General features: G+C 36.8%; 22 protein-coding genes. 13 read left to right on the forward strand and 9 right to left on the reverse strand.

Features of this window, described 5'->3' with window-relative positions; all coding sequences use genetic code 11:
* Positions 1-118 precede the first annotated feature (118 nt).
* From V2145_RS17465 to mnhG, 7 genes are read left to right on the forward strand one after another with little or no spacing between them, the layout of a single operon-like run.
* Entirely contained in the window at positions 119-2,524 is a 2,406-nt protein-coding gene (locus V2145_RS17465; RefSeq protein ID WP_311856270.1) for a Na+/H+ antiporter subunit A, read from the forward strand.
* Positions 2,524-2,946, forward strand: coding sequence for a Na(+)/H(+) antiporter subunit B (locus V2145_RS17470; RefSeq protein WP_094911208.1), 423 nt, complete (start codon positions 2,524-2,526; stop codon positions 2,944-2,946). The genes V2145_RS17465 and V2145_RS17470 overlap by 1 nt, the downstream gene beginning before the upstream one ends.
* Positions 2,946-3,287 (forward strand): Na(+)/H(+) antiporter subunit C, encoded by a 342-nt coding sequence (locus V2145_RS17475; RefSeq protein ID WP_094911207.1) that lies wholly within the window; start codon positions 2,946-2,948, stop codon positions 3,285-3,287. The genes V2145_RS17470 and V2145_RS17475 overlap by 1 nt, the downstream gene beginning before the upstream one ends.
* Positions 3,277-4,761, forward strand: a complete 1,485-nt coding sequence (locus V2145_RS17480; RefSeq protein ID WP_311856267.1) for a Na+/H+ antiporter subunit D — start codon at positions 3,277-3,279, stop codon at positions 4,759-4,761. Before V2145_RS17475 ends, V2145_RS17480 begins: the two co-directional genes overlap by 11 nt.
* Positions 4,762-4,767: 6 nt before the next feature.
* Entirely contained in the window at positions 4,768-5,244 is a 477-nt protein-coding gene (locus V2145_RS17485) for a Na+/H+ antiporter subunit E (protein ID WP_094911205.1), read from the forward strand.
* A 1-nt stretch (position 5,245) separates the two neighbouring features.
* Positions 5,246-5,530 carry a Na(+)/H(+) antiporter subunit F1 gene (locus V2145_RS17490; protein ID WP_094911204.1) on the forward strand — a complete coding sequence of 95 codons (285 nt, stop codon included), beginning with the start codon at positions 5,246-5,248 and terminating at the stop codon, positions 5,528-5,530.
* Complete coding sequence (gene mnhG / locus V2145_RS17495) at positions 5,514-5,873, forward strand: monovalent cation/H(+) antiporter subunit G (protein WP_131887443.1); 360 nt, start codon at positions 5,514-5,516, stop codon at positions 5,871-5,873. The genes V2145_RS17490 and mnhG overlap by 17 nt, the downstream gene beginning before the upstream one ends.
* 38 nt (positions 5,874-5,911) lie before the next feature.
* Here mnhG and V2145_RS17500 read toward each other — a convergent pair whose 3' ends face one another.
* Entirely contained in the window at positions 5,912-7,075 is a 1,164-nt protein-coding gene (locus tag V2145_RS17500) for an iron-containing alcohol dehydrogenase (protein ID WP_094911202.1), read from the reverse strand.
* Positions 7,076-7,285: 210 nt separating this feature from the next.
* On the opposite strand from V2145_RS17500, the gene V2145_RS17505 reads away from it, so the two are divergent.
* Complete coding sequence (locus V2145_RS17505; protein ID WP_094911201.1) at positions 7,286-7,516, forward strand: DUF378 domain-containing protein; 231 nt, start codon at positions 7,286-7,288, stop codon at positions 7,514-7,516.
* A gap of 40 nt (positions 7,517-7,556) precedes the next feature.
* Here the strand turns inward: V2145_RS17505 and yugI are convergent, their stop codons facing one another.
* From yugI to V2145_RS17520, 3 genes are all read right to left on the reverse strand, one after another.
* The gene (yugI, locus tag V2145_RS17510) at positions 7,557-7,955 is read right to left on the reverse strand and encodes a S1 domain-containing post-transcriptional regulator GSP13 (RefSeq protein ID WP_094911200.1); all 399 of its coding nucleotides are present in this window, start codon (positions 7,953-7,955) and stop codon (positions 7,557-7,559) included.
* A 207-nt stretch (positions 7,956-8,162) separates the two neighbouring features.
* Positions 8,163-9,323, reverse strand: a complete 1,161-nt coding sequence (locus V2145_RS17515) for an aminotransferase (protein ID WP_094911199.1) — start codon at positions 9,321-9,323, stop codon at positions 8,163-8,165.
* On the reverse strand, positions 9,323-9,823 hold the full coding sequence (locus V2145_RS17520) for an Lrp/AsnC family transcriptional regulator (RefSeq protein ID WP_094911198.1): 501 nt from the start codon (positions 9,821-9,823) through the stop codon (positions 9,323-9,325). Before V2145_RS17520 ends, V2145_RS17515 begins: the two co-directional genes overlap by 1 nt.
* Before the next feature lie 159 nt (positions 9,824-9,982).
* Between V2145_RS17520 and V2145_RS17525 the strand changes: the two genes are divergently transcribed.
* Positions 9,983-10,810: an alpha/beta fold hydrolase gene (locus V2145_RS17525; RefSeq protein ID WP_094911197.1), complete on the forward strand. Its 828-nt coding sequence runs from the start codon at positions 9,983-9,985 to the stop codon at positions 10,808-10,810.
* A gap of 208 nt (positions 10,811-11,018) precedes the next feature.
* Positions 11,019-12,191 (forward strand): MalY/PatB family protein, encoded by a 1,173-nt coding sequence (locus tag V2145_RS17530; protein ID WP_330988033.1) that lies wholly within the window; start codon positions 11,019-11,021, stop codon positions 12,189-12,191.
* A 34-nt stretch (positions 12,192-12,225) separates the two neighbouring features.
* On the opposite strand, the gene V2145_RS17535 is transcribed toward V2145_RS17530, so the two are convergent.
* Positions 12,226-12,756, reverse strand: coding sequence for a superoxide dismutase family protein (locus V2145_RS17535; RefSeq protein ID WP_094911195.1), 531 nt, complete (start codon positions 12,754-12,756; stop codon positions 12,226-12,228).
* Between the two features lie 97 nt (positions 12,757-12,853).
* Entirely contained in the window at positions 12,854-13,039 is a 186-nt protein-coding gene (locus V2145_RS17540) for a hypothetical protein (RefSeq protein WP_094911194.1), read from the reverse strand.
* A gap of 75 nt (positions 13,040-13,114) precedes the next feature.
* Between V2145_RS17540 and V2145_RS17545 the strand changes: the two genes are divergently transcribed.
* Complete coding sequence (locus tag V2145_RS17545) at positions 13,115-13,498, forward strand: kinase-associated lipoprotein B (RefSeq protein ID WP_210610926.1); 384 nt, start codon at positions 13,115-13,117, stop codon at positions 13,496-13,498.
* 35 nt (positions 13,499-13,533) lie between these two features.
* Here V2145_RS17545 and kapD read toward each other — a convergent pair whose 3' ends face one another.
* Together kapD and V2145_RS17555 are read right to left on the reverse strand one after the other, a co-directional pair.
* Positions 13,534-14,148 (reverse strand): 3'-5' exonuclease KapD, encoded by a 615-nt coding sequence (gene kapD, locus V2145_RS17550; protein ID WP_094911192.1) that lies wholly within the window; start codon positions 14,146-14,148, stop codon positions 13,534-13,536.
* 231 nt (positions 14,149-14,379) lie between these two features.
* On the reverse strand, positions 14,380-14,763 hold the full coding sequence (locus tag V2145_RS17555) for a hotdog fold thioesterase (RefSeq protein ID WP_094911191.1): 384 nt from the start codon (positions 14,761-14,763) through the stop codon (positions 14,380-14,382).
* A 279-nt stretch (positions 14,764-15,042) separates the two neighbouring features.
* Between V2145_RS17555 and V2145_RS17560 the strand changes: the two genes are divergently transcribed.
* Both V2145_RS17560 and V2145_RS17565 read left to right on the forward strand, forming a co-directional pair.
* Complete coding sequence (locus V2145_RS17560) at positions 15,043-15,579, forward strand: HD domain-containing protein (RefSeq protein ID WP_094911236.1); 537 nt, start codon at positions 15,043-15,045, stop codon at positions 15,577-15,579.
* A 118-nt stretch (positions 15,580-15,697) separates the two neighbouring features.
* Entirely contained in the window at positions 15,698-15,889 is a 192-nt protein-coding gene (locus V2145_RS17565) for a hypothetical protein (RefSeq protein WP_094911190.1), read from the forward strand.
* Between the two features lie 39 nt (positions 15,890-15,928).
* On the opposite strand, the gene V2145_RS17570 is transcribed toward V2145_RS17565, so the two are convergent.
* On the reverse strand, positions 15,929-17,257 hold the full coding sequence (locus tag V2145_RS17570) for a Na+/H+ antiporter family protein (protein WP_311856231.1): 1,329 nt from the start codon (positions 17,255-17,257) through the stop codon (positions 15,929-15,931).
* Positions 17,258-17,414 lie beyond the last annotated feature (157 nt).

Genomic DNA, 17,414 nt, shown 5'->3' on the forward strand with positions numbered 1-17,414 from the left:
ATAAGACAGGTAAAAAACGTTGATACTACTGAGTAGCAAGGATGCACGCACTGTTAAAGTATTATATAATCATTCATAGAAAATCTAATCTATTGGATGTCACAAGGAGGTTTGTGTTTTGTCTTGGTTACATCTGGTGATCATCTCACCATTCTTATTAGCATTCCTTATTCCACTTCTGTATAAATCATTTAAACAGATTCATACAGGGTGGTTTGTGTTGCCATTACCGCTTGTGCTGTTCATTTACTTTACGAAGTATATAAGCGGGGTTGCAAACGGAAATTCGTATTTATATTCATTGAAATGGATACCTAGCTTAGGGATTAATTTTGATGCTTATATTGATGGACTGGGCTTATTATTTGCTTTGCTAATTACAGGGATTGGAACGCTAGTTGTCCTGTATTCCATCTACTATCTATCAAAAACGAAAGAGTCACTTCATACCTTTTATGTATATCTCTTAATGTTTATGGGAGCTATGCTTGGAGTGGTCTTGTCTGATAACCTAATTGTTCTTTATAGCTTTTGGGAATTAACAAGTCTTTCGTCCTTCCTACTGATTGGCTATTGGTATCAACGAGAGAAGTCACGCTATGGAGCTCAAAAGTCAATGCTTATTACCGTTTTTGGTGGCTTGGCTTTATTAGCAGGAATCGTATTACTATCAATTCCAAGCGGTACATTTAGTATTAGAGAAATTGTCGCAAACTTAGATGTTGTCACGTCAAGTTCACTCTTTATCCCCGCAATGATTCTTGTTTTGCTTGGTGCCTTTACGAAATCTGCACAATTCCCATTCCACATCTGGTTACCAGATGCAATGGAAGCACCAACACCTGTTAGTGCTTATCTACACTCTGCAACAATGGTTAAAGCTGGTATTTACCTAGTTGCACGACTAAGTCCGGTTTTTGCAGATCACGCAGTGTGGTTTACGCTCGTATCAACTGTTGGGATTATAACCCTTTTCTGGGGCTCTTTCTCGGCTGTAAAGCAGACAGACTTAAAAGGAATCCTAGCTTTCTCAACAATCAGTCAGCTTGGAATGATTATGTCATTGCTTGGTGTAGGAAGTGCAGCTTTACACTATGAATTCTTAGACGATAACATTTATGTTGTCGCAATCACAGCAGCTGTATTCCACCTTATTAACCACGCTACATTTAAAGGTAGTCTATTTATGGTTGTTGGGATTGTGGATCATGAAACGGGAACACGTGATATTCGCAAGCTAGGCGGGCTAATGACCCTTATGCCAGTAACATTCACAATTGCAGTAATTGGTGGATTTGCAATGGCTGGTCTTCCACCTTTTAATGGATTTCTAAGTAAAGAAATGTTCTTTACGGGAATGGTCAACGTTACAAAGATGGATATTTACAACATGGAAACATGGGGAATTTTGTTCCCTGTTGTTGCTTGGATTGCAAGTATATTCACGTTTGTTTACAGCATGATTTTGGTATTTAAAACATTTACCGGTAAATACCAACCTGAAAAATTAGAGAAAAAACCACATGAAGCTCCTGTAGGTATGTTAATTTCACCTGTTATTTTAGCTTCACTGGTCGTTATTTTTGGATTATTTCCAAATATATTAGAGTCTAGCATTATTGAACCTACCATGGCTTCAGTTGCGCCAAGCTTGCTAGATGCTGGTGAACAGTTCCATGTTCACATTACATTTTGGCATGGCTTTACGCCTGAACTCTTTATGACAATTGGTGTCATTGCTGTAGGTATACTATTATTCTTAACCTTACACAAATGGACGAAAATCTATCACTTGTTCCCTGAGTCTATTACGTTAAACAATGCGTATAATAACGGATTAGCCGGTATGGAAAAGGGATCAAATGGAATTATGAAATTTATGATGACAGGCTTTATTCGTGACTATTTATTGGTTATCTTCGCCTTTATTAGTACTGCTATTTTAATCACTTTATTTACACAAGGTGGATTTAAAGTAGACACTAGTAATATGGCGGATATCGGTATTTATGAAGCAATCCTAGCTGTAATTATGGTTCTAGGAGCTATTACAACAGTTTTTGCAAAGTCACGTCTAACAGCAATCATTTCATTAGGTGTTGTTGGCTACACCCTTGCTCTGTTCTTCGTGTTATTTAGAGCACCTGATTTAGCATTAACACAGCTAGTAATTGAAACAGTATCTGTTGCATTGTTTTTACTGTGTTTCTATCACCTACCGGAATTTAAACCGAAAAAAGTACGAGTTAAATTCCATTTACCAAACTTGATTATCGCTTTACTCGTAGGAGTCACGGTAACGCTGGTTGGAATTGCATCTAGTAGCACAAAGCTATTCGATTCAATTTCACAATACTTTATTAACAATAGCTACAAAGAAGCCGGTGGAGAAAATATGGTTAACGTTATTCTCGTTGATTTCCGTGGTTTTGATACGTTATTTGAAATTGCTGTACTATGTATTGCCGCGCTTGGAATTTACAGCATGATTAGATTACGCTTAGCAAAGGAGGAAAATAGATAATGAAAAAAAATGATTTAATTTTGCAAACAACGACTAAAGTCGTAACGTTTATCATTATCATTTTTGCTATTCACCTTTTCTTTGCAGGTCATTACACACCAGGCGGAGGATTTATAGGAGGTCTTACGACTGCAGCTGCTCTTGTTTTGCTACTAATAGCATTTGATATAAAAACGGTATCTAAAGTAATTCCGTTTGATCATAAAAAAGTAGCAGCATCGGGGTTGCTTTTAGCAATATTAACAGGATTAGGAGCTTTTATTTTTAAAGTTCCTTTCCTAACTCACACATTTGACTATTTTTACCTTCCTATATTAGGTAAAACAGCTTTAGCGACGGTTGTCTTATTTGACCTCGGTGTTTATCTAGTAGTTGTGGGTGTTACGATGACCATTATTCAAACGATTGGAGAGAGTGAATAATGGAAATATTAATGTCAATTGTATCAGGGATTTTATTTACAGTAGCCGTCTACCTGATGTTATCTCGCAGTATATTGCGCATAATTATTGGGACAGGAATACTAAGTCATGGCGTGCATCTGCTAGTACTAACCATGGGAGGATTGAAAGCAGGAACAGTTCCTTTACTTGGTGAAAATGCTCCTGCTTACACAGACCCCCTACCACAAGCATTAATTTTAACAGCAATTGTTATTAGCTTTGGGGTTACATCCTTCTTTCTTGTATTAGCTTATCGTGCGTATCAAGAACTTGGAACAGACGATATGGACAAGTTAAGGGGACATGAAAATGATGAATAATTTTGTAATCATTCCGCTGCTTATCCCGTTTGTTGTAGGTGTTGTGCTTATATTTTTCAAAGACAATATTAAACTTCAAAGGATAATCAGTACGATATCATTAATTGCTACAACTGGATTTGCAGCGTATTTAGTACAACTTGTATATAAAAACGGAGTTCTAACTCATAAACTTGGGAACTGGGAACCTCCGTTTGGAATTATTTTAGTTGCTGATATGTTAGCTGCTTTACTTGTATTAACAGCAAGCATTGTTGCACTTTGCTGTATACTATTTGCTTTTCGCTCAATCGGGGAAAAACGAGAACGATTCTATTTCTATCCACTCGTTCATTTCTTAATGGTCGGAGTATTTGGCGCCTTTTTAACTGGAGATATCTTCAACTTGTTCGTTTTCTTTGAAGTAATGTTAATGTCTTCATACGCTTTAATTGTGATCGGAGGTACACGAGCACAACTTAGAGAATCGTTAAAGTATATACTCATTAACGTTATTTCTTCTGCTTTATTTGTTATAGCTGTAGCGTATCTATATTCTGTTACAGGTACCCTCAATATGGCTGATTTATCACAAAAGGTTGCGGAAGTTAATCAACCTGGGATTTTGACAACAATTGGGATTTTATTCTTTATTGTGTTCGGTCTAAAAGCCGCATTATTCCCAATGTATTTTTGGTTACCTAGTGCCTACAATGCACCACCTCCCGTTGTCACAGCCCTTTTTGGTGCACTATTAACTAAGGTTGGAATTTATTCTATCTTCCGTACATTCACGCTAATTTTTTATCATCAGCCTGAGGTCACTCATCAACTTATTGGCTATACGGCGCTGCTAACAATCGTCATCGGTACAGTGGGCGCTATTGCTTATAACGATATGAATAAGATTTTAATCTATAATATTGTCATTGCAGTTGGTGTTATCGTATACGGTATCACTTTAACAACTCAGGCCGGAATCGAAGGTGCAATCTATTACTTGATTCACGATATGGTCATCAAAGCGGCACTGTTTTTATTAGGCGGAGCCATCGTTGCTATTACAGGGACAGCTAAGCTAAAAGAGATGGGCGGATTAATTAAGCGGCACCCTAAGTTGGGATGGATGTTTTTTGTGGCTGTCGTTTCGCTAGCTGGTATACCTCCGCTAAGTGGGTTTGTTGGTAAATTTCTTCTTGTCCAAGGTGGACTAGAATCACAGAGCTATACGTTTGTTACGGTATTGCTTGTATCAAGCTTAATGGTGTTATATTCTGCGATGAAGATCTTTATGAACTGCTTCTGGCGCGCACCAAAATTAACCGAGGAGCAAGAAAAAGGGTCTACAAAAGGAATGCTGTATCCAGCAGCTATTCTACTTGCGATCTCAGTGTTCTTAGGATTAGGTGCGGAGGTTGTATTCCCTTATATTTCAATGGCAGCTGAAACACTCATGGACCCTTCTATTTATATCGAATCGGTGTTAAAGGAGTAGATCTGCATGTCATTTCAACTATTATTAAACGTAGTAATTGCCGTTACATGGATGTTTTTAAGAGGTATTTGGACAGGGCCTTCTTTCCTTATTGGTTTCTTTTGGGGAGCAGTTATGCTGTTTGTCCTTCGAAGATTTTTCCCGCAAAGGTTTTATCTAGAGAAAATATTTGCGGTTATTAAGCTGCTTCTTATCTTTCTCGTCGAGCTATTTAAAGCAAATATTGCGGTTATTCAAGACGTGTTGCGTCCGAAATTAAATATAAAGCCGGCAATCTTTGCCATGCCAACGAAGCTTGAAAAAGATTGGGAGATTACCACTCTCTCACTACTGATTACCTTAACGCCTGGAACAGTAGTAATTGATGTTTCAGACGATAACTCCACGCTCTATATTCATGCGATGAACGTGGATGACATTGATGAGGTAATTAAGGATATTCAACATTCATTTGAAAAAGCTATTATGGAGGTGAGCCGCTAATATGCTAGAAATGTTGCTAAATCTATCGCTTCTTTTAATTTCAATTTCAACGATTGGTTTTGTATACCGCATCGTTAAAGGCCCTACAACGGGTGACCGCGCTATGGCTTTAGATGCAATTGGTATTAACATTATAGCCGTTACGGCCATCTTATCTATTATGCTACGTACAACATCATTTGTAGAAGTAATTCTTTTAATCGGAATTATCGCTTTTGTTGGTACTGTTGCATTTGGTAAGTTTTTAGAAAAAGGAGCGATTATTGAATATGACCGCGATCAGTGATTTAATTATCGGTATTATTATTCTAATGGGCGCTCTGTTGACTGTTGTTACAATGATTGGCCTCATTAGGCTACCTGACACCTATACACGAAGCCACGCGGCTTCTAAAAGCGCTACGCTTGGTGTACTGCTTATCCTGGTAGGGTGTTTACTATTTTTCTGGATTAAGGACGGTTCTATTAACGGACAGCTATTATTAGGTATTGTGTTTGTATTTATTACATCGCCAGTTGCCGGACATCTATTAGGAAGAGCTGCTTATTACAGTGGATCTCCAGTTTGGAAAGGTACTGTTCGAGACGACCTAAAAGACAAGCAAAAAAAACGAAGCATGTCTGAATAAAAAAATGCCCTGTGCTAGTCAGCACAGGGCATTTTCTATTATAAAGAAGCGCGTAAGATTGCCATTACATCATCGCGATTTAGCTTTTTAAAGCGACCAAATTCACCTTTCGCCATTGCACGATCAGCCATAAGGTCTAATTTATCTTCACCGATTTCATAATCAGCTAAGCGCGTTGGAGCACCTAAGCTTGACCAGAATTCACGAAGCTTATCAACACCTTCTAGAGCGACTTCTTTATCTGTTTTACCTTCTGTATCAACGTCGAATACGCGTACAGCCATTTGCTTAAAGCGTTCTACATTTTCATCCATCACATGCTTCATCCAATTTGGAAATAAGATAGCCAAACCACCTGCATGAGGGATATCATATACAGCCGATACTGCATGCTCGATGTTATGACTTGCCCAGTCACCTTGGTGCCCCATTTGTAACATGCCATTTAAAGCGATTGTACCGTTATATAAAATGGTTTCACGAAGTTCATAATTTTCAAGATCATTTATTAATTTTGGACCTGTTTCAATGACAGTGCGTAGAACCCCTTCACACATACGATCTTGAAGCGGTGTATTTGTTGCATCGTGAAAATACTGTTCAAACACGTGACTCATCATATCAACCATACCGTAAACAGTTTGATTTTGTGGTACTGTAAATGTGTTAACAGGATCTAAAATAGAAAACTGCGGGTATGTAGCAGGGCTGCCCCATCCGTATTTTTCATTTGTTTCCCAGTTTGTAATAACAGAACCGGCATTCATTTCTGACCCTGTTGCTGCTAGAGTTAAAACTGTTCCAAAAGGAAGAGCCTCTTTTGCTACAGCATCACGATTAATAATATCCCACACATCGCCATCATATTTTGCTCCAGCCGCAATCGCTTTAGTGCAATCGATTACGCTTCCTCCGCCTACTGCTAATAAAAACTCGATATCATGTTCTTTGCAAAGTGAAATTCCGCGTTTTACAGTTGTTAAACGAGGGTTAGGTTCAACACCTGCTAATTCATATACTTCTGCATTAATTTCTTTTAATTCATTCATTACTTGGTCATATAAACCGTTTCGCTTAATGCTTCCGCCACCGTATACGACTAATATTTTTTTACCGAAGCGAGCTGCTTCTGTTTTTAATTGTTCTAATTGACCTTTACCAAAAATTAATTTTGTTGGGTTGTAAAAAGTGAAATTTTTCATAAAAAAACCTCCTGACAATCATCATTATGAACAACGATATATAAGATGTAAAGCAAAGTGACTTCTCACAGATTATTTCCGAAAACCCTTTTTTTCACTCTTCATTTATCTGACGTTTTTTCCTATGTTCACCTTTGGTTCTTTCCACGAATATTTTTTCTTAAACATCTAAAGCTAATGAGTGAGTACAAAAAGAAAGGAGGAGAATAAATGAGTGGTGTTCAACGATTTGCGTTAGTATTAACGATTATTGGGGCAATTAACTGGGGACTTATTGGATTTTTTCAATTCGATTTAGTAGCTGCCATTTTCGGTGGACAATCAGCTGCCCTTTCTCGCATTGTATACGGATTAGTAGGAATAGCTGGTTTAATTAACCTAGGCTTATTATTTAAACCATCTGCGGAAGTAGAGCGTACTGAACCAAGAACAACTCACTAAGAAAAAAGCGCACTGCAGAATGCAGTGCGCTTTTTAAACATTATTTTTTAATTAGATCTTCGCGGTTTGATTGCTCAATCCACTCTTCTAATTTTTCTTTTAATGTGTTGAATCCTTGAGTAGACTCAGTGTGTTGTACAGTTGCTTGACGCTTTTTAGCTACTTGCTTTTTAGGCGCTGCTTCTGTTTTTTCTGGAGCAGGCTCTGTAGCACGAATTGATAAACCAATTTTGCCAGTTGCTTCATCTACTGATAAAACTTTCACGTTTACTTCGTCTCCAACTGATAGGTGCTCGTTGATATCTTTTACGAAGCCATGTTTAACTTCTGAGATATGAACTAGACCTTGTGTTTCTTCATCTAATGCAACAAATGCACCGTATGGTTGAATGCCCGTTACTTTTCCTTTTGTAACAGTACCGATTTCAAATTTTGACATATGAACACTCCTAAATACCTTTTATTTTCATCTTTATAGCCAATTTAAAATTATAGCACAGTTCACGTTTTGAATCAAAAACTAGTTATATTTATTATACTTTATTATTTCCCATATTTCCCTTAAATTATAAATAGAAAATTGATTCTATCCGCAAAAAATAAACCATGCTAACTTTTGACATGGCTCATTAGCATGGTCTTTCTATTATAACTTATTTTGCATGAAACGGCCAATACGTTTTATAGCTTCTTCTAAAGATTCCATAGAAGAAGCATAAGAACAGCGTACGTGCCCCTCTCCTCCTAATCCAAAAACGCTACCAGGCACGACTGCCACCCTCTCTTCTAAGAGAAGCTGTTCAGCAAATTGTTCAGAAGTTAAGCCTGTTTTTTTAATGGATGGGAACACATAAAAAGCTCCCCCTGGTGTATGGCACGAAAGCTGAATTTCATTTAATGATTTGACCATATAATTTCGTCTTCGTCTGTAACTTTTTCTCATTTCTTCTACATCTTGTGACCCGTTTTTCAATGCTTCAATTGCCCCGTATTGGGCCATTGTTGGTGCACACATCATAGTGTATTGATGAATTTTCAACATGGCTTGTAACAAGTCTACCGGGGCACAAATATACCCCAATCTCCAACCTGTCATTGCAAAACCTTTGGAAAAACCCGAGACAATAATTGTTCTATCTCTCATTTCACTAATTGAAGCAATCGATGTAAATGGTTCATCATAGGTTAACTCTGCATAGATTTCATCTGTAATCACCAGCAAATCATGTTTTATGACAATATCAGCAATGGCTTCAAGCTCTTTCTTTGTTAATGAACTACCTGTTGGATTATTGGGAGAACAAAGCAACAGTGCTTTTGTCTTCTTGGTAATAACTGCTTCAATTTGTTCTGGCTGTAGTTTAAATTCCGTGTCGGCTGTTGTTTCAACAGGAACTGGAACTCCTCCAGCTAAAGTTATAAGCGGACTATATGAGACAAAGTTTGGCTCTACCACAATAATCTCATCCCCAGGATTAATAATAGCACGCATTGCCACATCTAATGCTTGGCTACCTCCAACTGTAACTAATATCTCATTTTGATAATCATAAGAAACACCAAACTGCTTCTTCATATAGTTCATTAATTCTTGACGAAGCTCAAGCAAGCCTGCGTTCGCTGTATAGGATGTATAGCCTCTTTCAAGGGATAAGATACTGGCTTCACGCACAGACCAAGATGTAACAAAATCTGGTTCTCCAACACCAAGGGAGATAACGTTATCCATACTAGCTGCTAAATCAAAGAAACGTCTAATTCCTGATGGTTGTAATTCTTGTACTGTATTAGACAAGCGTTCTTTCATTACGGAGACACCACGATTCTACGGTCTTCATCACCTTGTTCATAAATCGTTCCGTCGTGTTTGTACTTTTTCAAAATAAAATGCGTCGTTGTGGACAATACGGAATCTAATGTTGACAGCTTTTCTGAAACAAAGAATGCTACTTCAGACATTGATTTCCCTTCGATAATAACAGATAAATCATAAGCTCCAGACATCAAATAAACAGATTTAACTTCTTGAAATCGATAAATTCGTTCAGCAATCTCATCAAATCCGACACCTCTTTTAGGAGCAACCTTCACGTCAATCATAGCCGTTACGCCTTCATGTCCATCCACTCGACGCCAGTTGATATCAGTAGAATACTGAACAATTACTTTTTCACGCTCTAACTTTTTCACAATAAGCGTCGCTTCATCTAGGGGTAAGTCAACCATTTTAGCAATTGTATCTATTGAGATTCGACTATTTTTTTCTAAGATCTCAAGTATTTCTAATTCTTTTTCATCTAAAAACATGTAAATAACCTCCTGAAAATGATCAAATATTCTCACTTTTTACATTATAACAAATTTCATAAGTCATTGAGATTTCATATTCATCTTCTATATTTTGCATGTAACTAAATAAGATAGCTGGGCAAACTGTTAAAAAAGATTGCTGGAGTGAAGAAACCAATGATTCAAATAGAGACTGCACACTATCGTTCTTTTAACAATGTACACGTATATTATGAATTACATCATTTTGATCCTAAAAAGCCAACAATTGTATTCATACACGGATTTCTATCATCTAGCTTTAGCTTTAGAAGACTCATTCCATTATTGAAACAGAAATTCTCAATTGTTGCAATAGACTTACCACCATTTGGACGAAGTGAAAAATCATTAACCTTTCATTATTCTTATGAAAATTTAGCAAAAACTGTTTTAGAAGTTATCGAACATTTGAAGTTAGAACAAGTCATTTTATCTGGTCACTCAATGGGTGGTCAAATTTGCCTGAATATCGCAAAGTTGCAGCCCCAATACGTATCTAAGCTAGTTTTACTTTGTAGCTCCGCTTACCTAGGACGATTGCATTCTGGCCTCGTCATGTCGTCACATTTACCTTTTTTCTATCTGTGGGTCAAGACTTGGCTAGCTCGTAAAGGTGTTAAAGCTAACCTTCAGAATGTCGTATTTAATCACGATCTCATTGATGAAGAAATGATTGAAGGCTATACTGCTCCTTTTTTAGATGATCGTATCTTCATGTCATTATCAAAGATGATTCGTGATCGTGAAGGAGACCTAACAGAAAAAGACCTGAGAGCAATTGATAAGCCAAGTTTATTAATATGGGGAGAAGAAGACAGAGTTGTTCCTCTTCATTTAGGAAAAAAGCTTCAACAAGATTTGCCAAGCTCTACTTTTATTTCATTAAAAGACACTGGGCATCTGTTACCAGAAGAATGCCCGGACGATATTCGAAATTATATGATGGATTTCTTAACAAGCTAATTTTCTGCAACAAACTATAGTCCTGTCAAAGAGGCAGGACTATTATCATTTATAAAAAGGAATATAATAATTTTTGTTCTTCCCTTACTCTTTAAACAGCAACATCTTTGACTTTTTAAACATAAAATGTTCAAAATAAAAGATATCATACAGGTAATTAAATTCTCTCTTATAGATTTAAAAATCAGTTTATATGGAGGCTTATATTATGAAGAACTATTCCTTTAACAATAGAATTAACCGCATGAACACTAACTCCGTAAAGTGGGACGGGATGGAACGTCTCTTTGGTAAAAAAGATCTATTACCATTTTGGGTAGCTGATATGGATTTTGCAGCTCCAGAAAAAGTGGTTAACGAAATCACTAAGCGTGTAGAGCACGGCGTTTTTGGATATACAACGCCAACTGAATCAACAAATGAATCTATTCGTTCTTGGGTCCAAAAGCGCCATCAGTGGAGCATTGAAACAGATTGGATTACATACAGTCCAGGAATTGTCTTTGCTATTAGTATGGCTATACAGGCTTATACACAAAAAGGAGATTCAATTTTGATTCAACCGCCCGTATACACACCTTTCTTTGAAATGGTGAAAGTAAACGAACGTAAATTGATAGAAAGTCCTCTGCTCTTAAAGGGAGATTGCTACTCAATTGATTTTTCAGCTCTTGAAAAGCAGCTTGCTTCTGGAGTGAAAATGTTTATTTTGTGCAGTCCCCATAACCCTGTAGGTCGGGTATGGACTCGTGGTGAACTAGAGAAGATTGCTGATCTTTGCAAAAAGTATGATGTATTAATTTTATCTGATGAGATTCATTCGGACTTAGTGTATACACCGTCTGTTCATATTCCAATTAGCTCTCTTAATGAAGATACTAAAAATCGTACTATTACGTGCATAGCACCAAGCAAAACATTCAATGTTCCTGGCTTACAAGCTTCAGCTATTATTATTCCAAATAATGAATTACGTGAAAAATATCAACAGCAGCAGCATAAACAAGGCTTTTTCGCATTAAATACATTCGGTACGATTGGTCTAGAGGCTGCCTATACACATGGAGAAAGTTGGCTAGAAGAACTCTTAGCATATTTAAAAGAGAACATTGACTTTACTAGAAGCTTTATTAAAGAAAATCTACCTGCGCTCAAGTTAATTAACCCTGAAGGTACTTACTTATTATGGATTGATTGTCGAACATTAAATATACCTGATGAAGACCTGCACAATCTATTATTAACGAAAGGGAAAATTGCTGTTGAAAGCGGTATGAAATACGGTGAAGCTGAAGGGAAAGGCTTTATTCGGTTAAATATTGCTTGTCCTCGAGAACAACTAAAAGAAGGCTTAAAGAAACTACAGGTTGCTCTATCTTAACCTAAAAAAGGACGCTTGATTGCGTCCTTTCAGTTTATTTTTCTTGTTTCTTAGCAATGACACCGCAAGCAATTCGCGTACCAGAATCTCCAGATGGTTGAGACATACCATCATCTTTGTTCTCCGTAATAATGATTGAAGAGCCGTCCATCGTTTTAATTAAGGAACCTTTTCCCTCTTTTAAAGTGACTTCAGGCGCCATATCTGTCCCATCAAAAGTTCCATCATCTTTTACGATAATGTTCTTTAAGTCACCTGCCTCTGGACCATCTGGATGAAGTAATCCATGCTTTTTATCGTCTGGATTTAAATGATTACCTGCTGTCTTAAACGCAGGGGCTTTGCACACGCCTTTTTCATGTATATGTACACCGTGTTCACCAGGAGGTAATCCTTTTAATTTATACGTAATCTCTACGCCGTCAGATACCTCTTTTAACTTTATGTTACCTAAGCTATCTCCATCAGCGTTATATACTTTTACTTCTTTATTCGAAATGTCTTTTTCACCACACCCCACTAACATTACTAATGGTATGCAGCCAATTAGTAGTAACTTCTTCATGTTGCCCTCCAATCTCAGATTCCCTTATGGTTACCTTCCCATAGATTGTCCAGCAACTTTCATTTTTAAACGCTTTCATTTTGATCCGAGCAAACAGTTACTCTGCTGAATGTTTTCGCTCTTGCTCTTTTATTTTCTCTTCTTCTTTTTTTGAAATTTTAATAACAAACCTCCATGTCAGAAATGCTCCTATAAAAAACACCAACATCCATATAAATGCTGGAATATACTCTGTTTTATCTTCTGGAAAATAAAGATATAGATTCATGATTAATGCTTGCATCAATTTCATCCTTTCCCTATGAACTTTAAACTATAATGACTTATAATAATGAGTAGAACATTACTTAAAGGAGAGATAAATATGAGTTTAGAAATCGGTGATTCCGTAACTGCTTTATACAAGACTGGAAAATACATTGGGGAAATTACACAAGTACGTGACCAGCACTACGTAGTGCGAGTAAAAGCTGTTATCAAACATCCTCAACAAGGAGATTTACATAACCCTCAACAAGTAGATGTTCCATTCTTTCATGAACGTCGTGCACTAGCCTTTAACGAGCAAGCTAATATTCCCAAACCAATGGTTAAAGCATATACAAGTGAAATTCCACCATACAGAGATTCATTAAAGACTGCTTTAACATCACTGATAAATGAGCTCTCTTTAAAAGATAATCCTTACGCAACACGAAGCATTGAATGCCTCGAACAACTTCAAAAGGATTATGCACTTTAAACAAAAAGCCAATTCACATTACGGTGACTTGGCTTTTATAATGCAAATTTGTTTAACAGCTTTGAGAAGTCGACCCGATCGCCAATTGTAGTAGGTTCAGGCTTTTGTAAATAACGTTTGTCTTTTTCTACTAACTTAAAAATATTAAAAGTAGTCATAGCATCATCAAGCGCACAGTGATGCTTACCTGTTCCTTCTTTTCCATATTCCTGAACAGCTTTCCATAAACCTGTTTGGTTTTGGTCGCCAAAGAAACGCTTATATTCCATAGATAAATCTACTTCTTTTCCTTTTAAAGGAAATTTCAAACTTTGCTTTTGACAGTTTTGCTTGAGTACTTTCATATCCATATTTCCCCAAGTGATAATTGTACTGTTTTCATACTGAGCTAGCTGCTGAATTAATTGTTCAAATGTAATTCCATCATCTACTTGTTTTTGCTGAATGTGAAGAAAGCTTTTACAGCGATCCGTTAACTTTGGAAAACTAGTGGGTTTAACATATGAAGAAAAGCGGTCTTGTATTTCTTGGTTTCTTACAGCAACTAACCCTACTTCAATAATTTCAGGAAAAAAGCCTTTGGGATACCCTTTGTATTCGGGCATTGTAAATTCAAAGTCAATAAAGACATATTGTTCATAATTGTTCATCTTTATCACCCCTTTTTAGATAAACCTGCCTACGAGACTGCTATTATAATTATAGCACGCTTATGCAAAAGATAGGTTTATTTCTATTGATATTTTATAATATTATGAATATTCTTTTGGACAATAAAAAAAGAATGCTTTGTTATTACTATATTCCAAAGCATGTCTCTATGATTAGGATATCCGCCATATCTTTTACAATTTATTTTTACTTCTACAGACTGTCTTTTCCTATTTTTTGGGCAGTATTGCTAACGTACAGCGAGAAATACAAATGAGTTCATTTTTCTCGTCCGTAATCTTAACTTCCCAGATAGCTGTTTTTTTTCCTTTATGTATAGGTCTACCAATAGCAGTCACTAGCCCATCTCTTTTTCCTTTAATATGATTTGCATTAATTTCTAAGCCCACGCATATTTCCTTCTCTTGATCTATACTTAGAAACCCTCCCAAGCTCGCAACTGTCTCTGCTAATGCAACCGATGCACCACCATGTAGTAAACCAAAAGGTTGCTTTGTTCGTTCATCTACTGGCATTGTCGCCTCTACTTGATCTTTGCTAGCATAAATTATTTCAATGCCTAGTGTACTTAATAACGTATTATCGGTATTCATCTTATCCCTCCGCTATATCATTTCACCTTCATACTTTTTATTTTACAATGGTTATCTTCTTCATAAAAGCTTTAAAACCCTTTCCTTTCAAATGACCCCTCTTGTCCATTTTTCTATTTTAATAAAATATTACGTACATGTTTTCACGATATGAATAAACTAATATACAACGTGTTTTCTATGTTTATTCACCTGACATTATCGTTGTTTTTTCTATTCAAATATGCTATTGTTGTTAGAAATAATTTTTTACTGTCTTTTTTTAGGAGGGATTATATGATGAGACATGTTACTTTGCTAGACATCTTCACACACCCAATTGCTAAAAAATATTTAACAAGATCTGGAGTTGCTCACGCAGTTTCTGTGGCGTATCATGCTTTTCGTTTATCCACTCAGTACAACGTCAATCCAGATTTAGCAACTAAAGCGGCCCTACTTCACGATATTGGTCACTATGAATGGTATACAAATGGTCAGTGGGACTATGAAAAATATAAAAAGAATGATATTCATGCAATTAAGGGAGCTGAGCGCGCCCACAAGTTATTAATACGCCTTGGAGAAGAACCTCAAGCAGCAAAAGAAATTGCTTTAGCTATTTTACTTCACACTGATTCTTATTTACCAGAAGGAACCATTCATCAACGTCCTCTACAGAAAGTGGTCAAATTGGCAGATGAAGCGGATGAAGAACCCGGTGGAAAGCATCACTATCGTCAAATGGATTATGCTTTAGCTGTTAAAAAAATTGAAGAGCTTGATCAGAATGTGGAACGAATTCTTGGGTCAGAACAATTTAAGCAACTAGGTTAAAAGGGTTAACTTCTCTATTGAAAGTTAATCCTTTTTTATGTGCAAAAATAAAGCTTATATTTCCCATATATTCGCAAATACTACATAAGGATTCTAAATTACAAAGGAGGTACATATCATGCAAAAAAATGCTAGAGGATTTGTACAAGATTCATGTACATCATTAACAGCTGCTAAGGCTAGCCTTGAGCAAGCTCTTCAAACTGTTGAAAAAGGTTCAAATCGTGAGCGTATTGAGCAGTCTTTACAGGCTGTTGAAACTGCTTTAGGCCAATGTGACTCAACGGCTTCAACATTATCACAAGTTTAAAGAAAAAGCGGTTGAGCCATAGCTCAACCGCTTTTTTCTTTATAGTATAAGTGCAGCAATCCATCCGAAAATAATTAACGGAATGTTATAATGTAAAAAGGTTGGCACACATGTATCCCAAATGTGATTGTGCTGACGGTCTACCGATAAACCTGAAGTTGGTCCTAACGTGCTATCTGAAGCAGGAGAACCAGCATCCCCCAACGCACCCGCTGTTCCAATAATTGCAATAGTTGCTAAAGGACTAAGGCCTAATTCTAAACAAAGTGGCACGAAAATTGTAGCAATGATTGGAATGGTTGAAAAGGATGACCCAATTCCCATCGTAACCAATAAACCAATTACAAGCATTAATAATATTCCTAGTACTTGATTGCCGCCAATTAAATTAACCGAACCTTGAACAAGTGTTTCCACGTCCCCCGTTTCTTGAATCACTTTAGCGAAGCCTGAAGCTGACAGCATAACAAAACCAATAAATGCCATCATACGCATACCATCAGTTAAAACCGTATCCGCTTCGTTCCATTTCACAACGCCACTTAGGTATACGACTATAATGCCGGCAAGTGAACCGAAAATCATTGAGCTTAATGGAATTTGCACAGCTAATGCAACAACAATAGCTATCAATGAAACGATAATACCTTTTCGTGTATAAGAAGGTTCAGTATTACTAGTTTCTTCGTTCATCGTGAGATTACTATTTTTATAAATACGAGGCTTACGATATGAAATAAAGACCGCTACAAGTAAACCGATAACCATTCCTAACGCAGGCAGAGCCATTGCTTTAACAATGTCACCGCTGTGTACTGCTAAACCGTTCTCTTGTATGTTTGCTGCGAGAATATCATGATAGATTTTCCCGAACCCCGCTGGCAGAAACATGTATGGTGTTACTAATCCAAATGTGATGACAGTTGCCACAAGACGACGATCAATTTCCAGTTGGTTAAATACTGTTAATAACGGTGGAATTAACAATGGAATAAACGCAATGTGTACAGGAATTACATTTTGTGAAAAGCATGAAATAATTAAGATAATTAATAACATAAGTACTTTAGAAAGTGCTTTTCTTTTTGTATCTCCTTCACGCCCAACAATCTTGAGCGCGCCTGCTACTACTGCGTCTGGAAGACCTGTTCTTGAAATCACAACGGCAAACGCTCCGAGCAATCCATAGCTTAACGCTACAGACGCGCTATTTCCTAGCCCTTCTGTGTATATGTTGACTGTATCTGTTAAGCTAATTCCTCCAACAAGCCCTCCGATAAGAGCACCGATAGCTAGAGAGAAAACAACGTTAATACGAAGTAAACTCAGTACAAGCATAACAGCTACAGCTACTAAAACTGCATTCATTTTGAAACCTCCGTACTTTAGTGTATTAAACAATTAGAGAATTAAAACGATACACTCATTATAATGCCTTACAATCAAATGTCAATGGAAAATCTAAACAAACGTTTGATTAATTACTTTTACTATACAAAAAGCGTGGATGAATGAACTATCCACG

The organism is Priestia sp. GS2, from assembly GCF_036409025.1.
Taxonomy (GTDB): domain Bacteria; phylum Bacillota; class Bacilli; order Bacillales; family Bacillaceae_H; genus Priestia; species Priestia aryabhattai_A.